Genomic DNA, 20,619 nt, shown 5'->3' with positions numbered 1-20,619 from the left:
CCCCTACTTTGCGAGGTACGCCTTCAGCGCAGCCTGTGGGTCGCCACCATCGAACGTGGTTACGTCTGCCAGCCACGGTGTTACGGCTTCAGGATTTTTCTTGAGCCATTCAAGCGCGGTCGCCTTCGGATCGGCACCGCTTTTCAGCACTGGCTCCATCATAGCGCCTTCCATGGCGAGATTGAATTTTTCGTTCTTCAGGAACTTGGCGACGTTCGGGCATTCTTTTTCGTAGCCGGCGCGAACGTTGGTGCTGACGGTTGCAGCGCCGAAACCGGAATCGCCCATGCCGTCGAGGTAGTGGATTTTCATGGCACCCATGACCGGGTGGGGTGTCCAGCCGAGGAAGACAATCCACTTCTTCTTCTTCATGTCCTTTTCGGCTTCGGTGAGCATGCCTGCCTCGGAGCTTTCGACCAATTCGAAGCCCTGGAGGTTGTTCTCCGGCTTGGCGATCATTGTGCTGATGATACGGTTACCGTCATTGCCGGCTTCGATGCCGTAGATCTTGCCGTCGAACTGATCTTTATGGGTGCCGAGGTCTTTAAGGCTTTTGACGCCTGCATCGGCGACGTAGTCGGGGACGACGAGACCGTAACCGGCGTTATCGAGGTTGACGCCAAGCACCTCAACGGACTTGTCGTCGATGTAGGGCTTGATGTCGGCGGTCATGCTGGGCATCCAGTTGCCCAGGAAAACGTCGATGTCCTTGTTTTTCAACGAGGCGTAGGTGACGGGAACGGAGAGCGTCTTGACCTCGGGCTCATAGCCGAGCGCTTCTAGAATGTTGCTGGTCAGTCCGGTCGTCACTTGAATGTCGGTCCAGCCGACGTCGGCGAATCGGACTTTTTTGCAAGTGGCACTGTCGGCAGCGTGCGCCGCGGTTGCGGCCAGGACGAGGGCGAAAGTGGCCCCAATCGCTATGCGTGTCATGACAACTCCTGTTGTTGGCAATGGCAGGCGTGATGGACAACAGTCCGCTTGCTGGGGGATCTGAAATCGGATCGCCCTTCTGTCGGTTGCCTGTTGAAGGCGCCACCCGGCGAGGGCGACCCCACCAGCTAATAGCAGCGGCGGCCTACCTATTTTTGCAATTGCGACGCGATCTAGCGCTTACGCGCCTCAGGCTACACTCCTTTCGCGAAGGGTGTCCATTTGATCCTGCGTAAATCGACGGTCTTCCGGTGTTCGCGAGCGTCGATCTAAATCGAGGGGACGCGTGCGCGCACCACAGACTTACGCTGTCGTGGCAGCGGCGGCGCGCTGAATTCAGCTGGGACCGTCTGGGGCTGGCGTTCGCTGCGTGGCGTACGTCCGTAAAGGGCCCGATATGATTTGCTGAAATGGCAGGTCGATTGAAAACCGCAGGAAATAGCGATCTGCGTGATCGACATTTGCGATTGCACAAGCAGCTCGCGGGCGCGACGGAGACGCAATTGCAAATAGTATTTCGTCGGTGTTGTTTCGAGCGAAACCTGGAACATGCGCTGGACTTGGCGCAACGAAAGGCCCGCCAATTTTGCCAATTCGACGGCTGTCAGCGGTTCTTCGAAATTGGCTTCCATGAGTGCGGCGATGTCCACCAGCGCACTGTTGTTGTATCCCAGGCGCGCCGCCATCGGGATGTGCTGCCGGTCGAACCCGTCGCGCACGCGTTCGAGAATGAATTGGTTGGAAATATCGGCAACCAGCGTTTTACCGAATGCGCTTTTCACAACGGAGAGCATCAAGTCGGCGGGCGCTATTCCGCCTGTGCAGGTGACGCGATCGCGGTCAATAACGAAAAGCTCTTCCTGGAACTGCACGCGCGGATGGAATTCGCGAAGACCCGCCATGTTTTCCCAATGGACGGTGCATTTGTAGCCGTCGAGAAGGCCGGATTTCACGAGCGCGTAGGTGCCGGTGCACAGGCCACCAAGCACGATGCCATCGTGCGATAGACGGCGGAGAAGATTGATGAGTTTGTCGTTGACGTATCGCTCGACGTGCGTGCCGCCACAGACGAGTACCATATCGAGATCGCCGGCATCATCGTAGGTTTTAGCGTCGGCGAAAGACAGGCCATTACTGCACGATGTCGGCTTGCCGTCGACGGAAAGGATGGTCCACGAATAGTGGTCCTGCCCGCTCAAACGGTTGGCCATTCGCAAAACCTCGATCGCACTGGAAAGTGCGATCATGGTGTATTCGTTCAGTGTCAGAAACCCGATCCGACGGATCGTTCTGAGTTTCGACGGAACCTCATTCACGCAGCAAAGCTCCCGGATGCTCCGCAAATCTATGGCCTCCGCTTCTAGTCAAAGACCGAGGCGGGGGTAATCGTTACGCCTGACTATGACATCGAGCAGATCATGAGAAAATCTTAGCATCGCGCCGTGTTTTGACAAGTTCCAGAAAGTTCAATTCCTGCCGCAGAAACAGGCTTTCGGTGCTGCAAAAGAAGGCGGTTGCAGCGCGAGATCGTTCGACTTTCGTCGGTCTTCCAGCGCGGTTTGGACTGTCGCGGGGGATAACATTTGTGTCGTATCTGACAATGCTTTCAGGCCTCTGGACCGGCATAGCGTGATGGGTGATCGGCGCAGGCTTTGGCGCCGAAAGTTGCTGCGAACGAAGGGTGCCGCGCTCGGTTTGCAGCATGGGCAAATTCAATGAGTGTGGTCGATGGCGAAAGTTCTCCAAAACTATATCGGGGGCCGTTTTATTGCGGCATCGGACGGGGAGACGTTCGCGAATGTCGATCCGGCGACGAGCGAGTTGATTTCACAGGTCGAGATCGCGCTTGCGCCTGAAATCGATGCTGCGCTGCAATCGGCAAAAGAAGGGCTCGCTCGCTGGTCCGGCATGTCTGGTGCGGAGCGTGGGCGCGTTCTGAACAAGGCGGCGCGGATTCTTCGCGACCGCAATCGCGAGTTGGCCGAGATCGAGGTTCGTGACACCGGCAAGCCAATTCAAGAAGCGGAAGTCGTCGATATCGTCAGCGGTGCCGATTGCATCGAATATTTCGCCGGGGTGGCGGCCACGTTGCACGGCGAGCAGATCGCACTGAATAATGCGTTCGTTTATACCCGCCGCGAACCGATAGGAATTTGTGTCGGTATCGGGTCATGGAACTATCCGATCCAGATTGCGTGCTGGAAGTCGGCGCCGGCGCTGGCATGCGGCAATGCGATGATCTTCAAGACGTCGGAGATGACGCCGACGACCTCGGCCAAGCTTGCCGAGATCTACACGGAAGCAGGGTTGCCAGACGGCGTCTTCAACGTTTTGCACGGAGACGCCCGCACCGGTTCAATGCTGACGACAGATCCGCGCGTTGCGAAAATCTCGCTGACCGGTTCGGTGGGCACTGGCAAGAAGATCGTCGCTGCGGCGGCCGCTACTTTGAAGCGTACAACGATGGAGCTCAGCGGCAAGTCGGCACTTCTTGTGTTCCAGGACGCTGATCTTCGGCAGGCCGTTTCCGCGGCAATGCTCGGCAATTTTTACACGCAGGGCGAAATCTGCACGAACTGCACGCGCGTGTTCGTCCACGACGACATCTACGATGCCTTCGTCGATATGATGGTGGAGCGGACGAAAAAGCTGCGCATCGGTTTGCCGCTCGATCCCGAAACACAAGTGGGGGCGTTGATTTCGCGGCCTCATATGGAACGGGTCTTGAGTTTCATCGAGGCCGGAAAGGCGGAAGGGGCACGGCTCTGCTACGGTGGCGAACGAGTTGATGAGGCTCCACTCGATCGCGGCAACTATGTGCGTCCGGCCGTTTTCACCGAGTGCACGGACGAGATGAGCATTGTGCGAGAAGAAATCTTCGGTCCGGTCATGTCGGTTTTGCGGTTCCGCGAGGAGGACGATGTCATAGCGCGTGCGAATGCGACGCGCTTTGGATTGGCCGCTGGGCTTTTTACGCGCGATCTTGCACGCGCGCATCGCGTCGCAGCGCGCCTAGAAGCGGGCATCTGCTGGATCAACAACTACAATATCACGCCGGTCGAGATGCCGTTCGGCGGCATCAAGGAGTCGGGCTTCGGCCACGAGAACGGCCAGGCAGCCATCGAGCACTATACGCAGTTGAAGAGCATCTATGTGGAACTGGGCGATGTGCAGTGCCCATACGAATGACGCATCTTCAGATATTAAGACAGAAAGACTGAGGTCCAAGTAACGATGAGCAAAACCCAAGACTTCGACTACATCATCGTCGGTGCCGGGTCGGCGGGATGCGTCCTCGCCAACCGCCTGACGGAAGACGAAGGGGTTCGCGTTCTCGTTCTCGAAGCCGGGCCGCAAGACAACAGCATTTTCATTCATATGCCGTCGGCGTTCGCCTATCCGCTGGCCGGCACGAAATACAACTGGTGGTACGAGTCGGAGCCGGAGCCTTATCTCGATAATCGGCGGATGTACTGTCCGCGTGGACGCGTCGTCGGTGGCTCGTCGTCTATCAACGGCATGATCTATATTCGAGGTCATGCCTTCGATTACGATGCTTGGGCGCGTCATCAGGGCTTGCAGGACTGGTCGTATTTCAACTGTCTGCCGTACTTCAAGAAGGCCGAGACGCGGCTCAAGGGCGGCGATAAGTATCGCGGCAATTCCGGGCCGCTTTATGTGACGACGGCGCCATGCACGAACCCGCTTTACGATACCTTCATTGAGGCCGGCCGACAGGCGGGCTATCCGGTGACCGAGGATATGAACGGTTACCAGCAGGAAGGCCTCGGCCGCATGGATATGACGGTCTACAAAGGCCGTCGCTGGAGTGCCGCTCAGGCGTTTCTGCGTCCAGCGCAGAAGCGTGGCGGCGTTGAACTCAAGGCGAAAACGCTCGTCACGCGCATCCTCTTTGAGGGACCTCGTGCCGTCGGCGTCGAGTTCAGCCATGGCGGCAATCTGCAGTCGGCTCGCGCAACGCGCGAGGTGATCGTCAGCGGCGGCGCGATCAATTCACCGCAAATCTTGATGCTGTCGGGTATTGGCAATGCGGATGAATTGAAGAAACACGGCATTCCGGTCGTGCAGGATCTGCCCGGCGTTGGCGAAAACCTGCAGGATCACATCGAGGCCTACGTCCAGTACGAATGCACCAAGCCGGTTTCGATTTACAGCGCCAATAATCCGCTGGCAAAATTGAAGATCGGCATCGAGTGGCTGCTGACGGGGAAGGGCCTAGGGGCGACGAACCATTTCGAGTCCGGCGGCTTTATCCGCAGTGACGCCGGCGTTTTGCATCCCGATCTGCAATATCACTTCTTTCCTATGGCCATCAGCTACGACGGAACATCGGCGGCGAAGGGGCATGGCTTCCAGGCGCATATCGGGCCGATGCGGCCGACGAGCCGGGGCTATGTGAGGCTTAAATCAGCCGATCCGCGCGAGTATCCGAGAGTACTCTTCAATTACATGCAGACGGAGCAGGACCGAAAGGAGATGCGGGCCGGCATCCGTTTGACGCGCGAGATCTTTTCGCAGCAAGCATTCGACCAGTACCGTGGCGCCGAATTGGCGCCGGGGCCATCCGAAACGAGTGACGCCGCCATCGACGCCTTCATTCGCGCGAAGGCCGAAAGCGCCTATCATCCGTCATGCTCGTGCCGGATGGGAACAGACGAGATGGCTGTCGTTGATGGCACGGGCAAGGTTTATGGGGTCGAAGCCTTGCGGGTGGTCGATGCGTCGATCATGCCGGATGTCGTCAGTGGTAACCTCAACGTACCGACCATCATGATGGCCGAGAAGCTGGCGGATGCAATCCGTGGACGGCCGCCGCTGCCGGCGGAAGAGGTGCCGGTGTGGTTCAATCCGAACTATCAGACACAGCAGCGATAAGCCAGGGTGCTGAAAGCTCGGCAAGCGCCCTAGTGCTTGCCGACGTCCCCGAAGGGTGAAGCGGCCCCGGTTTGCCGCAGCAACAGCACGAATGGAATAAGCAACAGGAAGCTCAGCGTTACGAAGCCAAAGGCTTCGATGAAGCCGATCATTGTCGATTGGCGTGTCAACTCATAGCCCAGAATCTGCATCGCACGCGGATCGGTTGGCGACAGTCCCGTCGAGTTAAGCCACATGTGCAGGGCGGGATTGTAGGGATTGATCCCGGCCGAGAGGGTCTGAAGGTTCTCGTGCGTCGCGCGCGTCAGAATCGTTGCGCCTATCGCGATGCCCAGCGAGCCGCCAATCGTACGTGCGATGTTGAAGATGCTCGCGGCCTGATCCGAAGCGTTTTTCGGTAGCGTTTGATAGGCGAGTGTCGAGAGTGGCACGAAGATCATGCCCATGCCGATGCCTTGGACGATGCTCGGCGCGATAATCCAGAAGCGATCGACGTCGAGGTTATATGTCGTCGTCACGTAGGTTCCGGCGGCGGACAGTGTCAGTCCGACGAATACCAGCCAGCGGGAATCGATGTGCTGGATCAGCGTTGCGACCACGACCATGCCAATGGCGACGGCGATACCGCGCGGCGCCATCACCAGACCGGCGGTGCTTGCCGGATAGCCGAGCAAATGTTCCAGGAACAGGGGCTGCAGCGCGATGGTGCTCAGCATGCCGACACCGAACGCCATGATCAGGAACGTCGACGTCGCGAGATTGCGATCTCGCAGGAGATTGAGCTTCAGGATAGCGTCCGGCCGATTGAAGCTGCGAACCGTGAACCAGGTTAGGCATGCGAAGGATAGGAGCGCGAGGCTGACGATCATCTGCGATGCAAACCAGCCTTCGCTGTTGCCGCGGTCGAGCAGCATCTGCAGGCTGCCGACACCGATTGCCAGGAGCGCAGCGCCGAGCCAATCGATCGGCGATCCCGAATGGGGCGTCGCTTTGATGTAGGCTGCGATTAGAAGCAGGTTGATGATGCCGATGGGAAGGTTGACGTAAAACACCCATTGCCAACCGAGGTGGTCGGTGATGAAGCCGCCGACCGTTGGCCCCATGATCGGGCCGAGCAGGACGCCGATACCCCAGATCGCCATGGCCTTGCCGCGCTTCTCCGGCTCGAAACTGTCGACCATCGTCGCTTGTGAGAGAGGGACGACGCTTGCCCCGAATGCACCCTGAAGCAAGCGGAAGATGACCATCTGAATCAGTGAATGCGATTGGCCGCAGAGCATCGAGGACACGACGAAGCCTGCGACGCTGACTGTCAGCACGCGTTTTCGGCCGAAGCGCTCAGCGAGAAAGCCGCTCATCGGAATGACGATGGCTTCGGCGACGATGTAGGACGTTAAAACCCAGGTGATCTGATCGGGCGTCGCTCCAAGAGTGCCCATCATGTCGGGCAGGGCGACATTGACGATGGTCATGTCGAGAATGACCATCAGCACCGCCAGCAGCACCGCGAGCGAACTCAGCAGCCTGCTCGGTCCCGCGGGGGCGTCGGCTGGGGCCACGGCCTGATTATTTGGTGGCACTACCCGCTCCATCGGACGTGGTGTCGATGGTTACAGACGCAGACGCGCCGACGCCGAGCGGCAGGTCGCCAGGTTCGACCGTAAGCGCGATCCTGACGGGAAAGCGCTGGACGACCTTGACCCAGCTCCCCGTCGCATTTTCCGAAGGCATCAGCGAGAATGCCGAGGCGCTAGCGCGGCTCACGGCTTCGACCTTCCCGGTCAACTTCTTCGACGAATCGCTGTCAAGCCAGACAGACGCCGTTTGGCCGGGCTTGATGCGGGCAAGGTCGGTTTCCTTGAAATTCGCATCGACCCACCACGTCGAAGTATCGACGAGCGGGAAGAGCGGTACGCCGGCTTTCGCGACCTCGCCGGGTTGGATGCGGACTTTGCCGACCGTGCCGTCGACCGGCGCCTTGATCGTCGCGTGCGAAAGTTCAGCATTGGCTTCGGCAACGGCGATATCGGCCTCTTCAGCATTGCCTTTGGCGGCCGCGGCCTGGGAGCCTGTCGCCTGGGCGGCTTGCTGCTTGGCGATGTCGCGGCGAATTTCAGCGCGTTTAAGGGTGGCGCGGAAGGGCGCTTGATTGAGTTCGACCAGAACGTCGCCTTGTTGGACGGTCGAGAATTCCTTGACTTTCACGTCCATGATGAGGCCTGTCACCAACGGCGTGATCTGGATGATGTTGGCTTCGACCTGGGCGTTGTCCGTCGATGGATAGAGCGTTTCGTGCTGCCAATACGCGTAGCCGGCAGCGATGAGGGCGAGTAGGCAGACAATGCCAAGAAGGCCTATGCCCCGCTTCGAAAGCAGCGGCTTTTTATCGGAAGGCGTGACCTGGCCACCGTTGGCCGGTGGTTTTTTTTCTGGCAATCGCTCTTGCATCGGCTTCTTCCGTTTATTCGAAGGCTGCAACTTTCGTAGTCCTTTTGCAGTTGCCAGGAACGGGAATGTCTGCCGCAACAGGCAAAATGGGCACGCACGCCGTCCGACGCCCAATCACGGTATACGACTGGCCCGGCCGAAATATTGAGCTTTTTGATTGCCACCGGCGCGGAGGTTTATCCCGACGCGGCGCACAAAAAGAGACAATCGATGCCCCCTCTATAGGCTCTTAGGGGATTTGTCACCAACGCGACGATTACGCGTGCGGGGTCGCCGAAATGTCGCGGTAGGGCTTTCGGGCGAGGCCCGCCGTTCACCTTCGGCTGGCGCTTTCGACCTGAAAAACGGCCGGCTTTGCGGATCGTTCCGGCTGTTTCCGCTGGCGGAGGCGGGATGGGGCCGGGTGGGGGCAGCCTTAACGGTCGTTCCAGGATGCGTGCATCGTCAGAAACCGAAGTTTTAACTGGTCGAAGGAGCTAGCCCCGGCGTTAACGGATCGGGAGCGATTGGGGGCGCAATAATCGGCACTCATTTCCAAGCTGACTTTAAAAACCATCAGTATTGCAAAAGGATACTCCCGTCGTGATCGTTTCGGGGCGATTGGATGAGGCTGAGGCGACATATTCGCGTCTCTTAGCGCAGCGCACGAAGACACTTCAGGAATCGGACGACGTCGATAGGCGGCTGGTCACCCTTATTCGCCAGGAGCCGATCGTTGAGTTGATGACGAAAAGCCAGCGGCTTTTCTTCGTGAGCCGTGGAAAGTCCGACGTCGGTGTAGTCTATCGTGTCTTCCGAACGGAGCTGTCGGCTATCATCGGCGAGGAGCCGATCGGGTTTTGCGATATCGTAAAGCCGAAGAACGGCATCTGCGTCATCAGCAGCGCCGAGGTTTCGCGGTCTTGTCAGCGCAAGGGCATCGCGACCGCGGTGTACGATCTTATCACGGCCGATATGGCCAAGATCGGCGGGCTGCTTTGGCCGGTCTCACCGAAAAATATGTCGGACGCAGAATTCAAGGTTTGGTGGCGGCGTTCGCCCGCCCTGGTCTTTTATTATCCGCATCGGAGCCGACTAGGCCTTAGCCGTCGCGCTGAATTCGAAGAGTTGTTCGACGAGACGGTGAATCTGGGCGTCTGGGATCGACTTCTGTCGCATAGCTCGGTGTTGATGGCTCGCATGCGGCGGTCTTGGCGCCTTGGCTGCTTTCGCCGCTGACGATCCGAGCATGGTGGTCGGTGCAGTTCACAGCGCATCGCTGCGCGGGGCAGCGGTTCCGTCGCCGGCCGTCGTTCGATTATGCCAATGCCTATTCCGGTCAGTCGTACCGGTGCTGGGCGCTCGCAAGTATGCGTTCCGCTAAGTCGAGTGCCTCCCGCACCTTAGTTGAGATGACGCAGCGTTTCTGAAGCTCGTTGTCGGCAAACTTCAGGGCGTCCCGAAGCTGCTCGATAACACCCAATGCGGAGATGTCGTTCGGAAGACGTTCGTGCGCGTTCATTGTGGTTCCTCCCGGCCCTTATTCCGGGAGGCAATATCTTTCTCGCGGCAATTTCAAGGAATACGCCGCCTGCATATGTCGGAGCGACCCTCAGGGCAATTGGCACGGGGAACGTCATGGCACCGCCGCTAACGGGCTTGATCGCAACCTGTCCGGCCGCAAAGGCGGACGCCACTTTGAATCGATCCGCGGCGCATCGCAGGCACGCCAAGATTCAAGATCGTTTACCACCACCCAAACATTGATCGTTGGCGAGGATAGGCCCGGCGCCCGTAGCGATCATAGCCGTAGTAGTAGTCATCGGCGCTGTCGCTCATGAAATTATCGTTGCGGAAGAACTGCTTCGGCCGCTTCTTGATGCCGCCCTGAGGTTCAGTGCTGATGAGGACGATAAAATCCGTGGCTTTTCCGGTTTCCTTGCTCATCGGTTCGTCCGAGACGATCAGCGATGATCCCGGCCATACGGCGCTGCTCAACCTGGCGGACACCTCCGGCGAGATAGTGATGCGATCGAGTGCTGCGCTCGCTTCGGCCACGTTCGTCGGGGGAGGCGTGCTAGCATCGTTGAGCCTATACCGGCGGTCTTCGTTATACGCATAATCGGCGTTGTCGCTGTGTTCGAGCGAAACAGCCGTCCAGCTGACGTCCTTGCCGCCATTTTTGTATCCAACGGCCGTGAAGACGTGCGTGCCGATAGGCTGTTGCGGATCGGCGATGGTGACGGGCGCGTCGAAAACGGGCTCGTTGCCTTGACGGACATAGAGCCGTTGCGTCTTCAGGCTTATGAAGAGGGAGATCGGCAACGCCTTGCGTTTGGCTTCATTGAGAACGGCAACCGCCTGATCTCGCGCCGCCAATGCCGGGGCGGCCTGATCTGTTGCCTTCTGCAACTCGGCCTCGGCGGCCTGCAAAGCTTCTGTGGCCGTAGCAACTTTTGCAGCAGCTTCATCGGATTTCTTGGCGGCGCGTTCCTTCTCTGTTGTCCATTTCTTCTTGAGCTTATCGGACTTGGCGTTCGCCAGGCGCTTGTCGATCGCGGCCAAACGGCTGTCGGCGGACTTTTTGACCGCTTCGGCTTTGCGCAGCGCTTTCGCGGCCCTGTCTCGGGGCGCCTTCTTGTCGGCGATGATCTGCTCCATCTCCTTGGCCTGATCGAGGGCGGCGTCGGCAAGGATCTGCTTGCCCTCGGCGATTGATTTCAGGGCATTGAGTTCCACTTGGCGTTCCGGCCATGCGCGTAGGTCAGGAGAGAACGTCGGGCTGGAATCGGGATCGTTCACGATCGGATCCTGGTACGACATCGGGATGGCCGTCGCGGTCTGGACGGATTGCAGCGGCGTCGGCTTCATTAGCAGCGGGTGAGAAATCTCGACCGGCGCGACGTCATCGTAAGCAACAACGACACGCATGCCGAGTTTCGTCAGCGGGAAAAGGCGCTGGGCAAAGCTGTCGGGCATGCGAACGCAGCCATGGGACGCGGGATAGCCGGGCAACTGACCGGCGTGCAGGGCAATGCCCGACCATGTAATCCGCTGCATGAAGGGCATCGAGGCGTCATCGTAGAGGTTCGAATAGTGTTCTTCTTCTTTTTGAAGGACACTGTAGACACCAACCGGAGTCTCGTAGCCGTCGCGGCCGCTCGATACCCGGCCGCTCATAGAGCCACCGTTTGCGTCGTAGACCGTAACGCGTTGATCTTTGATGGAGACGATCGCGATGACGGGAGGGCCGGATAGGGTTTCCCGGGCCGCCTCTTCGATAGGGCGCTGATTGCGTTTTCCGGCGTCTGCGGGGGTAAGGGCGGCACTGATGGCCAGGGTTGATAACGCGATGGTTGCCAACCGGACGATCGAACGCTTCCACTGAAGACGCAAACTGAACATTTGTCAGACCTTAAATATGCAGCTGATGCGAGAAAACAGAGGCCTCCAACATAATCTCAATCAGGTTGCCTATTGATTAGCGCATGCTCCGTAATCGTTGTCTCTGCCAGGGCGTGTGGCTCGAAAACCTCAGAATACAGGTTAACGACCAATCAAGACCATCGCTTGACGGCCGATAGGGAAAGCGCCCCAGAACGAAAAGGTTCGGGGGCGCTGGCCAAATTGGGTATCAGTTGCGCTCAATAATCCGGGCAGGCCCAGCGATCATAGCGGCTGCTCCACCAGCAATCGTCGCCATAGTCGTCATCATAGTAGCCGTCGTCATAATAGAAGTAGGGATAGCCGCCGATGAAGAAGCGGTGACGGTGGTGATGACCGTGTCCATGTCCGTGATGGAAATGGCGACCGCGATTTAGGTTCGCGCGGGCCAGAGACTGGGTGCGGACGTGCGATCGTCCCGCCATGTGTCCACCGTGAAGGTGACCGCCGTGGAAGCCCCCGAAGCTGCCACCATGGAACCCACCACCGTGAAACCCTCCACCGCCAAAACCGCCATGAAAGCCTCCGCCCCCGAAGCCTCCGCTGTGGCCTCCGCCGCCACCGAAGCCACCTCCGAAGCCCCCGCCGTGGCCGCCGCCACCACCGCCTCCAAACCCGCCACCGCCACCGGCGTGCACTGGGACGAGGAATCCTTGAACGTCGCCTGACGTCAGGGTTGTTAGTGGCGTTATTGGCCCCGCCACCGCGGCGCAGGCGCCGGCAGCTAGAGCGAAAGCTCCGGCGACCAGCGGAAATAAGAATCGTTTCGACATTGCTGTCTCCTTGATCAGATGCGAGTGCATTCGGCCTTCGTGCCGTCGAGTGACGGGGCCTTCGCGCGCAGGTCTGAGGCTTCAGGGACGTGCGTGGGGGCGCAGTTGCGTCGGGTCGGGAAGGCCGACGAACGGAACGTCTCTCCGTTAGCCATAAGGTAGGAAGCGGTGGCGGGGTTACCTGTTCCCAAGGGAACAGCCCGCGCATCAGGATTGATGTCGAGATCAAAGGACCGCGGCCGAGCGTATCATTTTGCGGCACACAATTACGTTATCTTTGCCGTGCCGATTTTGTTTTGTGACCCTTTTCTATTCTACGGATGCCTCCGGCGCTTTCATTTACCAGAGCCTCACTGGCATGCGCGTATGCCCATTTTGGCAGTTGGCGGGTACGCGGTTTGCGCAATGATTGAGGAAACGGGTCGAGCCCGATCCATTTTCGAGAAGGATGCTTCGGCTCACGTGTCGGAGTGGGCGCCTCGGCTGAGGTCGCTGTTTTTCGACCGCCGTGGCAACGCCTCACGGCCAAAATTGCTATTCGCCGTCGCATGCGCCGACGCCCTGTCGGTGATGGCCGCTTGGCCGCTGGTCAACTTACTACTTCATGAATCTTTCACGCCCACGTGGCGCAGCTTCTGGGCGACGGTCTTTGTGGCCGGGTTGTTCATTGCCGCGCTGCGCGTGCAGTGGTCATATACAATTCCATCTCTCCGCAAGTTTGTGCAGCAAGTCTGGAAGGTTCTGATTTCCGTTGCCGTCGTCTCTCTCGCGGTATCGGGCGTGATTTTTCTTGCGGGCGAGACGTCGGTGTCGCCGGAGGACGTCGGTGGATGGATGGAGTTGTCAGCCATCCTTTTGTGTTTCGTGCGTTTCGTTGCGGCGTTGGTGGCTCGTCGGTTGACACGCGCGGGCGTCCTGGTCCGTCGGACGGTCATAGTTGGCGGCGGTAAGGATGCGGAGCATCTTATCCGCGAGTTGAACAACGACCCGAACAATCACTTGTGCATTCTGGGCATCTTCGACGACCGGCAAGATGATCGCTCAGCCGGCGACTTCGGAGGTGTCGCGCGGCTCGGGACATTCGAAGACCTGGCAGACTTCTGCCGCAAGTCGAGTGTCGATCTCTTGATCGTTACGGTGCCGGCGCGCGCCGAAGAGCGTTTGATGCAGATTCTCGACAAGCTTTTTGCATTGCAAGTCGATGTACGGATCTCGGCGCTGAATTCAAAGCTCCGGATCAACTCGCGAGCCTATAGCTTCATCGGTCAGGTGCCGATGCTGGCGGCGATGGACAAGCCGCTCGGCGACTGGGATCATATGCTCAAGGCGGTCGAAGATCGGCTGATCGGTTCTCTGCTATTGATTCTGGCGTCGCCAATCATGGCGATCGTCGCGATTGCGATCCGTCTCGAAAGCCGCGGACCGATTTTCTTCCGGCAGAAGCGATATGGCTTCAACAATGAGCTGATCGAAGTCCTGAAGTTCCGCTCGATGTATGTCGATCAGCAGGACGCCACGGCGAGCAAGCTCGTTACGCGCGATGATCCGCGTGTCACTCGTGTCGGCCGGATCATTCGGCGCACGAGTCTCGATGAGCTTCCGCAGCTCATCAACGTAGTGCAAGGGCAGATGTCTCTCGTTGGACCGCGGCCGCATGCAACGGGCGCCCGCGCGGAGCGAGATCTCTACGAAAATGTCGTGCGGGGCTATTTCGCGCGCCACCGCATGAAGCCGGGTGTCACCGGCTGGGCGCAGATCAACGGCTGGCGTGGGGAAACCGATACCCACGAGAAGCTTGTCCGGCGCGTCGAGCACGACCTCTATTACATCGACCATTGGTCGGTGCTCCTCGATCTTTACATCATCGCGATGACGCCGATTTCATTGCTGACGGGCAGGAACGCTTACTAGCGTTTCGTCGTGAGCCTTATCGACCTTTTGGCCTAGTCCGAGCTCTCTCGCGCGACGGAGAAAATATGTGGCGATGCACAAGGATGCCTCTTCAGTGAAGAAATGGCGCGTAGCAAGCGCGAGTATTACGACTGGCGCAGATGGCTTGCGCAATCATGCCTGTTTGCTAGCTTGGTAGGAATTCGGCGTTCGCGCCGCGCTCGCGCCTGCAGGAGCCTCGCATTTTTAATTTTGTCGGACAGGGACGAGCGACCATCGCAGCGATCTTGGCTATTGTCGCCGGTGTTGGCTTCGCTGTGACGTCTGCCAACGCGCAAGAAGGGCCGCCGGTTGATACGGCGCTGGTTGTGTCTGTCGACGTATCGAACTCCGTCGACGAAGGCCGCTATAAGCTGCAGATGGAAGGTATTGCGAAGGCGCTGGAAGATCCCGGCGTCATCGATGCCATTACCGGCGGTTCGGCGGGCGGCATTCTGTTTTCCATGGTGACGTGGGCCGACACGCCGTCGTTCGTCATTCCGTGGATCAGGATTGCGAACAAGGCTGACGCATTGGCTGCGGCGAAGCGCGTGCGATCCCTGCCGCAGCAGGGCGGGGAATTCACCTGCATGACGCGGATGCTGCGATCTGCGAACGACAAGATCGTGCCGCAGATTCCCGCGAAGGCCTCGCGCATCATCATCGACGTTTCGGGCGACGGCCCCGACAATTGCAATGCCGAGGAGCCGATCGATAAAGTCCGCAACGAACTCGTCAGCAATGGCGTGACGATCAACGGATTGCCGATCTTGCTCGACACGCCCGAGGATTCAGCACTGCTGCCGAAGGCCGTTCCCGGGGGGAAGCCGCCGCTCGAACAATGGTATCGCGAGCATGTTATGGGCGGTCCGAGCAGTTTCGTTCTGCCGGCGCTGGGTTACGGTGATTTCGAGCGGGCGATCCGGCAGAAGTTCGTCATCGAAGTCAGCAGCGTGGCTTCGCAAAAGTATTCGATCGCCACGTCAGGCCGATAATCGAGAAGGCTGACAATCAGGCCGCTTGATAGCTCAGATTTTATCTTCGCTGGTCGGACCGCAATGCCAACGTTTAACAGTCCAGCCGGGATGATCTGCAGACCATCGGGCGAACTGTGGCTGGGCATGCGCCATGCACGTTCTTGCGTCGACGTCCGCATCAATCGGGATTTTATAGTCGCGGCAGACGTTTGGATCGTTCGTCAAGCAAGCCGACAAAATGAGGGCGATCATGGCGAGGTTTCCCGGGCGATGCGTCGTTGAAGCGTCATCATACTGAGACGCTACGCACCGGGAATCCGTTTCTTATGTCGGCAACCGCAAAGGCCGGCAGCTAAGCCGCAGGCAATAGGATTTCGCCCCGTCCAATCGTGGCGGTGTCACCGCCAATCTTCTGGACAAACAAGGGCATGGGCTTAGGCGCGAGATGGCCAAGCGTTTCCTTCAGATAGCGGGCGATGACGCGCAAGATCACGAGATCGTGTTTGCCGCAATCGACGAACGTCGGCAGCAGGCTTTCGACGCTCGGGCCGATCAGTGTGCCGCGGCGCATCATAAGACCGGGTTCGGCACCGAAGCCGCCTTCCGCCCACATGGTGCCGCCGATCATACGCGAACCGGCGCCAGGGCCGGTCTTGCCTTTGACGACGATAATGCCACGACGCATCTTGTCTCCGGCGCGGGCGCCAATGTTGCCTTCGATGACAACGGTACCGCCGAGCATGCCGAAACGATCGCCGGTCGCGACGCCGCCAAGATTGTCTCCGGCGTTGCCGGAAACGAGGATCATGCCGCCGGTGGAACCCGACGCCAGATAGTCACCGACATTGCCGCGAACTTCGATCTTGCCGCCGGTCATCAGGCGCGCAGCGAACGACCCGATATTGCCGATGACGCGGATCGTGCCGCTATCGAGGCCACCGCCGACGAAATCAATCTCCGACGTTGCGCCTTCGATGGTCAAGGTGTCGCCGGCGCTGCCGGAAATATCGAATGCGTCACCTAGGGCGACGCCGCCCTTTTCGATGCCGACATTTAGCTTGCCGATCTCGTGTGCCGATAGCGCAGCGAGCTTAGATGGCGTGATGCCGTCGAGAGTGATCCGCTCCGTCGCGGGCGCCTTGAAGCGCAGCGTGAGGCCGCTCATCAGATCAGATCCTTCAGATGATAATGATGCTGTCCGAGCTTACCGCCGTAATTGCCGGCGGTGATCCGCGTAACGCCGCGGCTGGCGCCGACATCCGTCACGGCTTTGAGACCTGCATGCATGGCGTCGGCGACGGCTTTGGACGTCAGACCGTCGATGACGATTTCGAGCACGGCGAGGGTATCAGGTGATAGCTCACTGTGTTTGACCGTGCCGCGCAGCGTCGGGCAGAACGCGTCGTTAGTCGAGGCGTGCATGCCGGCGTATTTCGCACCGACCTTCGAGCCGGAACGAACTATGCCGCCGGGGAACGGCGTGATGACGTCGTCGATCTTGGCGATCTCTTCGACGGCGTGTTCTGCCGTTTCGAGAAGGCCTTTGCGGTCGCGGCCGACGATCAACATGTTGCCGCCGCCCACAGCATCCGTCGTGACGCCAGTGTCTTCCTCGATGATAAACTCACCGTCCATGACGGGTACGCGCCAGTAGCGGCTATCGCCGAGTTTTTTAGCCGTCTGATAGCCGTCGCCGAATAAACGCGTGCCTTTTCCGAGAGGCATCGTCTTTTCGGCCTTGAGGCCCGCATAGCAAGCCGAGCCGGGGCTCGTCAGCACGCACTGGCCGATACGATTGCGGACCTGCGGGAGCAGGGCATCAGGCGAAAATCCGAAGATCAGAATGCGAACGCCGGGACGACCATCAGGCGTTTCGTCCTCCGACAGTTCCTTGTCGATACCGCATTCAGCGCCGGCGCCGATAACGGAGGTGCCGAAGCCTGTCGCAACCGTCGCCGCTATTTTCGCCCACTTCATCGAGTCGGCGGTGATGATGATCCCGGTGCCGCTCATGCCGAAGGCTTCGGCGAACGTATCGTCGATCGAGATACCGTTAACGGTCTTGCTCATGCTACGCGCGCCCCGGTCGGTTGGATGATCAGCGAGCCGCGGCCACCGTTGATAATCTCGTCATCGGAGAGGCGGAAATTATCCATGCGGATCGTGTGATAATCTTCGAAGTAAGGTTTGAGAGATTTTTCGATCGAGGGATCGTACGACGGCCGCGCGACGTGCGTTGCACCGTTGACGACCTTGATGATCTTGCCGTTGCGCACGATGAGTTCGCCGTTCTTGAACAGCAATTCGGGCGTCGTGAACATTGCTTCGCGATCCGGATTGTCATCATAGACCGTGATGTCGGCCCAGGCGCCGATGCCGAGGTGACCGCGATCCTTCAGGCCGAGGCTGCGTGCCGGGCCGGCGCGCGTCATGATCGCGATCTCATAGAGCGAATATTCGCGATCGAGCGAGGCCAGCGTCGAATACTTCAGCGCGTCCGGGTTGATCTTCTGCATCATGTCGTTGCGGAAGGCTTTGTCCATCAGCAAGCGGATGAGGTGCGGATACCAGGTGAATGGGCCGCCGTTCGGATGGTCGGTCGTGAGGAACAGGCGCCACGGATCGTTGACCAGCAGGAACAGTTCCAGACCGATCGCCCACTGCAGCGCGTTGACGAAGCTCTTGTCGCGATACTTGAACGGTACGACACCGCAACCGGCGTCGCACTCGATATCCATCACGACCCACTTCTTCGGGCTTGCAGAACGCGAGGTCACGAACTGGCGCATCGAGTCGCCGGAAGCCGTGCACGTCTGGCCGAACATGACCTGACCGACGTCGCACGAGACGTTCGGATTGTCGTTGATCGCTTCCGCGATGGGGGCCGCCGCCGATGAGAACTTCAGATCGCCTTCGGTTCCGTAACTGTGAAACTGAATGTGCGTGAGATGGATCGGCAGGCCTTCCGCGCCCTTGATCGTCTCAAGCGTCGTTTCATAGCCGCCTGGTACACCCAGGTTGCAGCCGTGAACGTGCAGCGGATGGACAACGCCGAGTTCCTTCAGGCCGCGCGCCAACGTGACGATGATATCCCGCGGGGTGACGCCGTAGTAGACGTGCTTCTCGTTCAGGTCGAGCTTGCGCTGATTGAACTTGAAGGCGCTGATGCCGCCCGGATTGACGACCTTGACGGCGATCGCTTGTGCCGCGTGCATCGTCCAGGCAATATAATCCTTGATTGCGGAGAAGTCTTTCTTGCCTGCGACCTGGCGCAGGAAGAAGTCATCCGAGCCAAGCATGACGAAGGCGCCCTTGTCGATGATCGACGTGTCGGCCATCTCCATGTGCGCTTGGCGGGCGTTGGCGGGCAGCATCGCCGGTTCGAACGCGGCGGTGTAGCCCATTTCGGCGTAGCGATAGCCGGTCAGCATCGTCGACGGGACGGCATGGCCGACGCCCGCGCGCGTCAGATCCGTGCGTGCAACGGTGTCGTGCATATGATCTTCGGGCAGCATCATTCGGGCGATCGTCATCTTGCCGCCGCCGATGTGCGAGTGTGGGTCGATGCCGCCGGCCATGATCACTCTGCCGTGGAGCGCGTATTCATGCGCGACCTTGGCATTCGGATCCGGGGAGACGATGCGGCCATCCTCGATGAAGATATCGCGGACCTCGCCGTCGACCCCATTCGCGGGGTCGTAGACTTTGCCGCCGGTGAGCTTGATGAGCATTCGCGATCTCGGAATTGTGCCTAGAGGGCAGCTTCAATTTTTTCGAGGACGTCAGCCGCGCGCGGAAGCGTCGACTGGCGAAGTTGTCTCAACGGCAGAGAGACGACATTGTCGACGCGCACCATTGTGCCGGCGTGATCGACGCCCGGCGTGCCCACCGGAATATAGACCTTCGGTGTGCGCGACGGCTTGATGCCAGGTGCGCCGAGGAAGATCGTCGGGACGTCCGTCTCTGGCTGCGTAATGTTCGACGAGAACGACGAGAGCCACAACAGGAGATCGCCTTCTTTCGCCGCGAGCAAACGGTTTGCCGAATAGCGCTCGGGGTCATAGTCGGGTTTTCCGGACGCATATGATACGCGCAGCGGGAAGCCTGACTGCCAGCTGCATACCGCGCCGGCGGACGTTGCGCCGTCATGGCCGCCAAGGGAGAGGCCGGCGAACCGCGAGGTCAGGTTGATCTCTTTGACAAACTCGGAGATCGCCTGGACGGTGAGATCAGCATTGGGGAAGGTCAAGCTCGGCGGCGCCCAGATGATAACACCGTAGCTCGCTGCTTTACAACGCGCGAGGAGATCTTCGACGGCGGCGCGCGGCAGACCACCGATGCTATCGCCCGAGACGGTGCCGCCCTTGTTCATGGCGCGCATAGCGTCGAGAATTTCGGCGATACGATCGGGCTGAACGGGCAGCGACAGAACTTCGCCGATGCGTTTGCCTTTTACTGCGGACTGGTCGAGCTGATCGCCAAGGAACACGACTGTCCGCTTCGGCGGATCGTCAGCAAACATCGAGGCTTCGTTGCACACGATGCGCTCGAAGAAGCGCGGGTGATGCTGATGGATATCGCTGCCCGCAACGATGAAGAGATCGGCGCGGTTGCGGGCTTCCGTCAGCGTCGTCAAAACCCAGCCCGTCGACTGGAGCACACGGAAATTGCGATATTGTCCATCGCTCAGCGCATGATCGACGATGCCGCCGCCTTTTTCAGCTAGGGCAATGGCCGCGCGAATGCCGTCGACGTCGGTGCCAAGGCCGCCGAAGATCGGCAGACGGCTCTCATTGATGAGGCGGGCAGCGGCAGCGACGGCTTCGTCGAGCGTAACGTCCTTGCCATCGACCTGCGGTTTCGGCTCGCTGAGCGGCCGCTCGAAACCAGCAACAGATTTTACGCAGCCGTTCTTGAGGACTTTCAGTCCATCACCGGAAGGGCCGATATCGAGATCATCGCAAAGGATGCCACAAAACGGGCAGGGGACGTTCTCAAAATGGTTCGCGCCGTTCCTCGACTTTTCGGATTCCAAATCGAGCTCCTCATGGACCCAGAGCCTCTCGGCCGCGGGATTCGACCAAAGTACGCCGGCGCAGGTAAAACAACGCGACGCTAACGGTCAAGCACAGCGACGGGGCAGATCGAATGCGACACATTTTGCCGTCTTTCCGTCGATGCTGAACACGCATAATGTCCGCCCGCTCGTTGTCGGGCTCAGGGCTGGGTCCCACACCAGA

At 59.3% G+C, this 20,619-nt stretch carries 17 protein-coding genes; 5 read left to right on the top strand and 12 right to left on the bottom strand.

Going from position 1 to position 20,619, the window contains the following annotated elements; all coding sequences use genetic code 11:
* Positions 1-3 precede the first annotated feature (3 nt).
* The gene (gene choX, locus RLW55_RS16150; protein WP_409559782.1) at positions 4-933 is read right to left on the bottom strand and encodes a choline ABC transporter substrate-binding protein; all 930 of its coding nucleotides are present in this window, start codon (positions 931-933) and stop codon (positions 4-6) included.
* A 269-nt stretch (positions 934-1,202) separates the two neighbouring features.
* Positions 1,203-2,249, bottom strand: a complete 1,047-nt coding sequence (locus RLW55_RS16145) for a GlxA family transcriptional regulator (protein WP_423414728.1) — start codon at positions 2,247-2,249, stop codon at positions 1,203-1,205.
* A 412-nt stretch (positions 2,250-2,661) separates the two neighbouring features.
* On the opposite strand from RLW55_RS16145, the gene betB reads away from it, so the two are divergent.
* Both betB and betA read left to right on the top strand, forming a co-directional pair.
* Positions 2,662-4,122: a betaine-aldehyde dehydrogenase gene (gene betB / locus RLW55_RS16140; RefSeq protein WP_423414727.1), complete on the top strand. Its 1,461-nt coding sequence runs from the start codon at positions 2,662-2,664 to the stop codon at positions 4,120-4,122.
* Between the two features lie 45 nt (positions 4,123-4,167).
* The gene (gene betA / locus RLW55_RS16135; protein WP_423414726.1) at positions 4,168-5,829 is read left to right on the top strand and encodes a choline dehydrogenase; all 1,662 of its coding nucleotides are present in this window, start codon (positions 4,168-4,170) and stop codon (positions 5,827-5,829) included.
* A gap of 29 nt (positions 5,830-5,858) precedes the next feature.
* Here betA and RLW55_RS16130 read toward each other — a convergent pair whose 3' ends face one another.
* Together RLW55_RS16130 and RLW55_RS16125 are read right to left on the bottom strand one after the other, a co-directional pair.
* The gene (locus tag RLW55_RS16130) at positions 5,859-7,409 is read right to left on the bottom strand and encodes a DHA2 family efflux MFS transporter permease subunit (protein ID WP_423414725.1); all 1,551 of its coding nucleotides are present in this window, start codon (positions 7,407-7,409) and stop codon (positions 5,859-5,861) included.
* A complete protein-coding gene (locus RLW55_RS16125; RefSeq protein ID WP_409559786.1) occupies positions 7,396-8,277 on the bottom strand; it encodes an HlyD family efflux transporter periplasmic adaptor subunit in 882 nt (293 codons plus the stop codon). The genes RLW55_RS16130 and RLW55_RS16125 overlap by 14 nt, the downstream gene beginning before the upstream one ends.
* 561 nt (positions 8,278-8,838) lie before the next feature.
* On the opposite strand from RLW55_RS16125, the gene RLW55_RS16120 reads away from it, so the two are divergent.
* The gene (locus tag RLW55_RS16120; protein WP_423414724.1) at positions 8,839-9,495 is read left to right on the top strand and encodes a GNAT family N-acetyltransferase; all 657 of its coding nucleotides are present in this window, start codon (positions 8,839-8,841) and stop codon (positions 9,493-9,495) included.
* 100 nt (positions 9,496-9,595) lie between these two features.
* Here RLW55_RS16120 and RLW55_RS16115 read toward each other — a convergent pair whose 3' ends face one another.
* From RLW55_RS16115 to RLW55_RS16105, 3 genes are all read right to left on the bottom strand, one after another.
* A complete protein-coding gene (locus tag RLW55_RS16115; protein WP_423414723.1) occupies positions 9,596-9,778 on the bottom strand; it encodes a hypothetical protein in 183 nt (60 codons plus the stop codon).
* A gap of 224 nt (positions 9,779-10,002) precedes the next feature.
* Positions 10,003-11,661, bottom strand: coding sequence for a L,D-transpeptidase family protein (locus tag RLW55_RS16110; protein ID WP_423414722.1), 1,659 nt, complete (start codon positions 11,659-11,661; stop codon positions 10,003-10,005).
* A 239-nt stretch (positions 11,662-11,900) separates the two neighbouring features.
* Positions 11,901-12,473: a hypothetical protein gene (locus tag RLW55_RS16105; protein ID WP_423414721.1), complete on the bottom strand. Its 573-nt coding sequence runs from the start codon at positions 12,471-12,473 to the stop codon at positions 11,901-11,903.
* Between the two features lie 405 nt (positions 12,474-12,878).
* Between RLW55_RS16105 and RLW55_RS16100 the strand changes: the two genes are divergently transcribed.
* Together RLW55_RS16100 and RLW55_RS16095 are read left to right on the top strand one after the other, a co-directional pair.
* Entirely contained in the window at positions 12,879-14,384 is a 1,506-nt protein-coding gene (locus tag RLW55_RS16100; RefSeq protein ID WP_409559791.1) for an undecaprenyl-phosphate glucose phosphotransferase, read from the top strand.
* Positions 14,385-14,650: 266 nt separating this feature from the next.
* Entirely contained in the window at positions 14,651-15,397 is a 747-nt protein-coding gene (locus RLW55_RS16095) for a DUF1194 domain-containing protein (RefSeq protein WP_414462615.1), read from the top strand.
* 33 nt (positions 15,398-15,430) lie between these two features.
* Here RLW55_RS16095 and RLW55_RS16090 read toward each other — a convergent pair whose 3' ends face one another.
* From RLW55_RS16090 to RLW55_RS16070, 5 genes are all read right to left on the bottom strand, one after another.
* Entirely contained in the window at positions 15,431-15,631 is a 201-nt protein-coding gene (locus RLW55_RS16090; protein WP_423414720.1) for a hypothetical protein, read from the bottom strand.
* Between the two features lie 100 nt (positions 15,632-15,731).
* Complete coding sequence (locus RLW55_RS16085) at positions 15,732-16,544, bottom strand: formylmethanofuran dehydrogenase subunit C (protein ID WP_414462616.1); 813 nt, start codon at positions 16,542-16,544, stop codon at positions 15,732-15,734.
* Positions 16,544-17,449, bottom strand: a complete 906-nt coding sequence (fhcD, locus tag RLW55_RS16080; RefSeq protein WP_409559794.1) for a formylmethanofuran--tetrahydromethanopterin N-formyltransferase — start codon at positions 17,447-17,449, stop codon at positions 16,544-16,546. Before fhcD ends, RLW55_RS16085 begins: the two co-directional genes overlap by 1 nt.
* Entirely contained in the window at positions 17,446-19,110 is a 1,665-nt protein-coding gene (locus RLW55_RS16075; protein WP_423414719.1) for a formylmethanofuran dehydrogenase subunit A, read from the bottom strand. The genes fhcD and RLW55_RS16075 overlap by 4 nt, the downstream gene beginning before the upstream one ends.
* 20 nt (positions 19,111-19,130) lie before the next feature.
* Positions 19,131-20,414, bottom strand: coding sequence for a formylmethanofuran dehydrogenase (locus tag RLW55_RS16070; RefSeq protein WP_423414718.1), 1,284 nt, complete (start codon positions 20,412-20,414; stop codon positions 19,131-19,133).
* Positions 20,415-20,619 lie beyond the last annotated feature (205 nt).

Origin of the sequence: Hyphomicrobium sp. B1 (assembly GCF_049532635.1) — a bacterium.
Lineage (GTDB): Bacteria > Pseudomonadota > Alphaproteobacteria > Rhizobiales > Hyphomicrobiaceae > Hyphomicrobium_B.
Note: the sequence above shows the minus strand (reverse complement) of the source record. Positions and strands in the feature narration are given on the sequence as shown.

Coding starts and splice junctions, on each gene's coding strand:
- choX (WP_409559782.1), bottom strand. CDS start 933: ATGACACGCATAGCGATTGGGGCCACTTTCGCCCTCGTCCTGGCCGCA.
- betB (WP_423414727.1), top strand. CDS start 2,662: ATGGCGAAAGTTCTCCAAAACTATATCGGGGGCCGTTTTATTGCGGCA.
- betA (WP_423414726.1), top strand. CDS start 4,168: ATGAGCAAAACCCAAGACTTCGACTACATCATCGTCGGTGCCGGGTCG.
- RLW55_RS16125 (WP_409559786.1), bottom strand. CDS start 8,277: ATGCAAGAGCGATTGCCAGAAAAAAAACCACCGGCCAACGGTGGCCAG.
- RLW55_RS16115 (WP_423414723.1), bottom strand. CDS start 9,778: ATGAACGCGCACGAACGTCTTCCGAACGACATCTCCGCATTGGGTGTT.
- RLW55_RS16110 (WP_423414722.1), bottom strand. CDS start 11,661: ATGTTCAGTTTGCGTCTTCAGTGGAAGCGTTCGATCGTCCGGTTGGCA.
- RLW55_RS16105 (WP_423414721.1), bottom strand. CDS start 12,473: ATGTCGAAACGATTCTTATTTCCGCTGGTCGCCGGAGCTTTCGCTCTA.
- RLW55_RS16100 (WP_409559791.1), top strand. CDS start 12,879: ATGATTGAGGAAACGGGTCGAGCCCGATCCATTTTCGAGAAGGATGCT.
- RLW55_RS16090 (WP_423414720.1), bottom strand. CDS start 15,631: ATGATCGCCCTCATTTTGTCGGCTTGCTTGACGAACGATCCAAACGTC.
- RLW55_RS16085 (WP_414462616.1), bottom strand. CDS start 16,544: ATGAGCGGCCTCACGCTGCGCTTCAAGGCGCCCGCGACGGAGCGGATC.
- fhcD (WP_409559794.1), bottom strand. CDS start 17,449: ATGAGCAAGACCGTTAACGGTATCTCGATCGACGATACGTTCGCCGAA.
- RLW55_RS16075 (WP_423414719.1), bottom strand. CDS start 19,110: ATGCTCATCAAGCTCACCGGCGGCAAAGTCTACGACCCCGCGAATGGG.